A 3,848-nucleotide genomic window follows, 5' to 3' on the forward strand; every position below is an offset into this window, starting at 1 on the left:
TCCGAGCGCGATCGCACTTCTGAAATGGAGTACTAAGCGAGGCGTTCCCGCGCGCGCCGCACGAATTCGCGCTCGCTCGGGTAGGTCATGCGCGCCTCCGCCTCCGCGGGGTCCAGCCAATGGGGAGCGAACAGGGCTTCTTCCGAACCGGCATGAACCCGCTGTCCCAGGTTTTCCGCGTTAACGAGGCGCATCAGGAAGTAACGCTCTTCGCGGACGTGGCGCTTGCCCCGGAAATCGAACTCGCTGTGCGCCGTGCCCAGGTCCGCCACGATTTCGACCCCCCAGTAGCCGCTCTCCTCCCCCACTTCGCGCATAGCCGCTGCCTCCGCCGTCTCGCCCGGATCAATGTGCCCCTTAGGCAGCCGCACCTCATGCACGCTGCGCCCGTCGCGTTCCACGTCGCGCTCTATGGTCAGAATGCGGCCCACGGCATCGACGACCACGCCGCCCGCGGTGGTGTGCAACTTGGTCTTCATGGATGAACGCCTTTTTCGGTCGTATCCCGGTCGCGGCGACGCGCCGCAGGTGAGGTGAGGATTCCCGAATGCCCTTACGCCAGTCAAGTCCTTCCTGCAGGTCTGTCCCCTGCGTGGAGCGCGCCAGAACGGCGCGCCGGGGGCCGGTAGTTGTGCGTCTCGCCGTGTGCGGGATACAATCATGCCCGCTGGCTGGAGACATCTTCACAATGAGCGGCACCGGATATGTGGATTATTTCGCCGCACTCGACTTGACGCCTGAGGCGAAACAAGGCGAGGTGCGCAAGAATTACCGCAAGATGATGAAGGACCTCTTGCTGAATATCGGGCGTACCCGGCTCACGGAGGAAAAACGCGACCGTCTCCTCCTCGACATGGCGCGGCTGAACGCCGCTTTCTACATCCTGCGCGACAACGAACGCCGGGAGAAATACGTCGCCGACCGCCGCCGCGTCATCGCCCTCGAGGAAGAGTGGCGCAACCTTGCGGAGGCGAACGCGCCGGGCGTGGAAGACGCGCGCCGCCAGTTCGATCGCGCGATGCGCGACTTCCTGACCACCTATATGGAAGACCTCGTCCTGGAAGCGGGCCGCGACCACGAATGCATTGAAGCGAGCAATTGGGACCGCGCCCACGAGCGGCATGCGAGCCGCGTGCTGCGCTACGACCGGCATCGACACTATCAGATGATCCTGGAACGCCTGCCGTTCCACGAGGTAACGGCCCCGCTCGTGGACTGGGAAGAGCGCAGACACAGCGTGGACGCTATCCTGACGGAGGCGTGCCGCTGATGCCGTGGAGAAAACAGGAAGGCAAGCCGCCCATTGACAGCGCCACGATTGACTACGCGCTGGCCAAGGCGGTCGCGGACGGCGACATTGTGAACCTGCGCCAGCTGTTCGCACCCGCGAGCCCGCTGCGCACCTGGAGTCCCGAGAACATCTACACGCCGAAGTACAAGTATCTGTTGCCGTCCCCGGAACAGGAAGACACGCCGCTCTTCCGCGAGGCGCTGGAAGTGGCGCAGGACCCCAACATCGCGGAACATGCGCGGGCGCAACTCGAGAAGGACGGGCCGCCGCAGCTGCATGCCGCGCTCGTGCTCGCGCTCGCGGACAATGCCGTCCGCCTCGGCAAGCACAGCAGTGCGGCGCAGGCGTATGAACTGCTGCGCATCCGTCCGCGCATGCAGGAGGAATTCCTGCGCCAGGGCGACGCCGCGTTCGACAACGACGATGTCCAGCGCGCGGCCGCCGCCTATTTCATCGGGACTGGGCTCGCATACAACTACGCGGCGTTCCCCGAGCCGCTGCCGGTGGTGCCGGATTACCAGACGAAGGCGCTGATCCTCCACGCGGATTATCCCTCGAACCCGGAGAATTGTATCGCGCTGCAAGCGCCGGACGTGTTCGTCGGGTCGGCGCTGACGTATCTGCTTCTCGACGCGGAAGCGGCTGCGCGGCTCGACGCGCGCCCGTTTGAGCAGCGCGTGGCATTCCTCGTGTCGTATGTGCGGTTGCGAGACCCGGAATGGGACGTTTTTGCCGCGCGTTATCGCGAGGCGTGCGCGTTAACCGAAGAATTTGGCCGCCGGCTCCAGCGCGAAACGGCGCCGGTGGAAGACAGCGGCGCGTCCGGCCTTGCCCAGGAAATCGAGCAGCAGTACGCGGAGCGCGACCCGTGCGACATCGAGGCGCGCATGCTCGGACGGACCATCGCGGACGGCGAATGGTGGCAATACTTGAAGGAATTGGCCTGTCGGCACCCGGCCGCGGCGCTTTTCGTGGCGCGGCAGACCGCGGGCAACGATGTCGAAATCATCGTGCCCCGCATGCGCGAGGATTGCCCGCTTGCCGCGCCCTTGGGCATCCAGCCCCGCGGTTGAACACACCCAAAACGCATGGCCCGGAATATGCCCCCGTGCGCGAGTGGCCGCTCTTGCATCCCGGTGCGGGTGCCCTGATACCATGTTTTCAAGCAGCGGGAGGTACGAAGCATGGCGCTTTGGGGCGGCGTGGAAGCCGGCGGCACAAAATTCGTGTGCGCCGTGGCGGCAGGGCCCGAGGAAATCCTGGCGGAAACCCGTTTCCCGACCACCACGCCTCAGGAGACCATTGCGAGGGCCGTCGCATTTTTTCTTGAAGAGCAGCAACGCCATGGCCCGGTCGCGGGCCTGGGCATCGCTTCTTTCGGGCCGGTGGACCCGAAACCCGGCTCGCCTACGTATGGCTGCATTACCACCACGCCGAAACGCGGGTGGGCCAATACCGATCTTGCTGGGCCATTGCGCGAGGCATTGCGGGCACCCATCGGTTTTGACACGGACGTAAACGGCGCCGCGCTCGCCGAGGGACGCTGGGGCGCCGCGCAGGGCCTGGATACGTTTGTCTACCTGACCGTGGGCACGGGCATCGGCGGCGGCGCCATGGTAAATGGCAAACTGGTTCATGGGCTGCTCCATCCTGAAATGGGGCATGTCTTTGTGCCGCACGACCGCGGACGGGACCCGTTCCCCGGCGCGTGCCCATATCACGGAGACTGCCTGGAAGGGCTGGCGTCGGGTCCGGCGCTCGAGGCGCGCTGGGGCTGCAGCGCGGAGGCGCTGTCCCCCGATCACGCCGCATGGGACCTCGAGGCCGAATATCTGGCCAGCGGCCTTGTGCCGCAACTGTGCATCATCTCGCCGCAGCGGATTGTTCTGGGCGGCGGCGTCATGGAACAGGCGCACCTGTTCCCGCGCATTCGCGCGCGTTTCCTGTCGCTGCTGAACGGCTACATCCAACGGCCGGAAATCCTGCGGGATATCGGCTTGTACATTGTTCCGCCCGGCCTGGGCAACCGCGCCGGGGTACTCGGGGCCATCGCGCTGGCTCAGGACGCGGCCGCCCCGTAAGACAGCGCCTTCCGCGGCGGCGACCAGACTGTTTTACATACGCCGCAGTCCGCCTTCGGGGAGCGCTTCCTCACGGCACGAGAGTCCTCGCCGTTTTGCGCCGTGCAGCGGCCTGCGCACGGACATGACAAGGCCGCCGGGCCTCACGCTGAGGTCCGGCGGCCAAATCGGTCTATCGCTTGCTTGCGCGGGCTATTTCCGCTCGCGGCGGCGCAACGCCAAGGCGCCGCCCAGCGCACTCGTGCCTGCCAGCAGCGCAAGGCCGAGCGCGCCCGCGGCCGGAAGCGCATTCTGCACGACCAGCTCGGCCTGCGAATAGATGCTCGTGAAATCGTCCGAGACTTCGACGCGGTACACGCCCGCATCGGAGAAGGCCACCTCGTTAAACGTCAGGCGGAACGTCTGCGTGCCCTCGTGGAGCGAGTCTTCGGGCACCGGCACAAAGGCCTTCGTCCCGTCGTCCTTGTACCACTGCG

The 3,848-nt window shown here is 65.9% G+C and carries 5 protein-coding genes; 3 read left to right on the plus strand and 2 right to left on the minus strand.

The genetic code is table 11. The features are described 5' to 3' along the window. Positions 1-32: 32 nt before the first annotated feature. Positions 33-479 (minus strand): NUDIX domain-containing protein, encoded by a 447-nt coding sequence (locus KA184_08040; GenBank protein ID MBP8129519.1) that lies wholly within the window; start codon positions 477-479, stop codon positions 33-35. A gap of 209 nt (positions 480-688) precedes the next feature. Here KA184_08040 and KA184_08045 point away from each other — a divergent pair, with 209 nt between their 5' ends. From KA184_08045 to KA184_08055, 3 genes are all read left to right on the plus strand, one after another. Further along, complete coding sequence (locus tag KA184_08045) at positions 689-1,270, plus strand: hypothetical protein (GenBank protein MBP8129520.1); 582 nt, start codon at positions 689-691, stop codon at positions 1,268-1,270. Then, positions 1,270-2,364, plus strand: coding sequence for a hypothetical protein (locus KA184_08050; protein ID MBP8129521.1), 1,095 nt, complete (start codon positions 1,270-1,272; stop codon positions 2,362-2,364). Before KA184_08045 ends, KA184_08050 begins: the two co-directional genes overlap by 1 nt. A 111-nt stretch (positions 2,365-2,475) precedes the next feature. Further along, a complete protein-coding gene (locus KA184_08055; GenBank protein MBP8129522.1) occupies positions 2,476-3,372 on the plus strand; it encodes an ROK family protein in 897 nt (298 codons plus the stop codon). Positions 3,373-3,564: 192 nt separating this feature from the next. On the opposite strand, the gene KA184_08060 is transcribed toward KA184_08055, so the two are convergent. Further along, a partial coding sequence (locus tag KA184_08060; GenBank protein ID MBP8129523.1) for an immunoglobulin domain-containing protein occupies positions 3,565-3,848 on the minus strand: 284 nt, incomplete at its 5' end.

This window comes from Candidatus Hydrogenedentota bacterium (assembly GCA_018005585.1).
In the GTDB taxonomy this organism is placed as follows: Bacteria; Hydrogenedentota; Hydrogenedentia; order Hydrogenedentales; family JAGMZX01; genus JAGMZX01.

What these genes read in the sequence shown, in the direction of transcription:
- KA184_08040 (MBP8129519.1), bottom strand. Translation starts at nt 479, where the DNA reads ATGAAGACCAAGTTGCACACCACCGCGGGCGGCGTGGTCGTCGATGCC.
- KA184_08045 (MBP8129520.1), top strand. Translation starts at nt 689, where the DNA reads ATGAGCGGCACCGGATATGTGGATTATTTCGCCGCACTCGACTTGACG.
- KA184_08050 (MBP8129521.1), top strand. Translation starts at nt 1,270, where the DNA reads ATGCCGTGGAGAAAACAGGAAGGCAAGCCGCCCATTGACAGCGCCACG.
- KA184_08055 (MBP8129522.1), top strand. Translation starts at nt 2,476, where the DNA reads ATGGCGCTTTGGGGCGGCGTGGAAGCCGGCGGCACAAAATTCGTGTGC.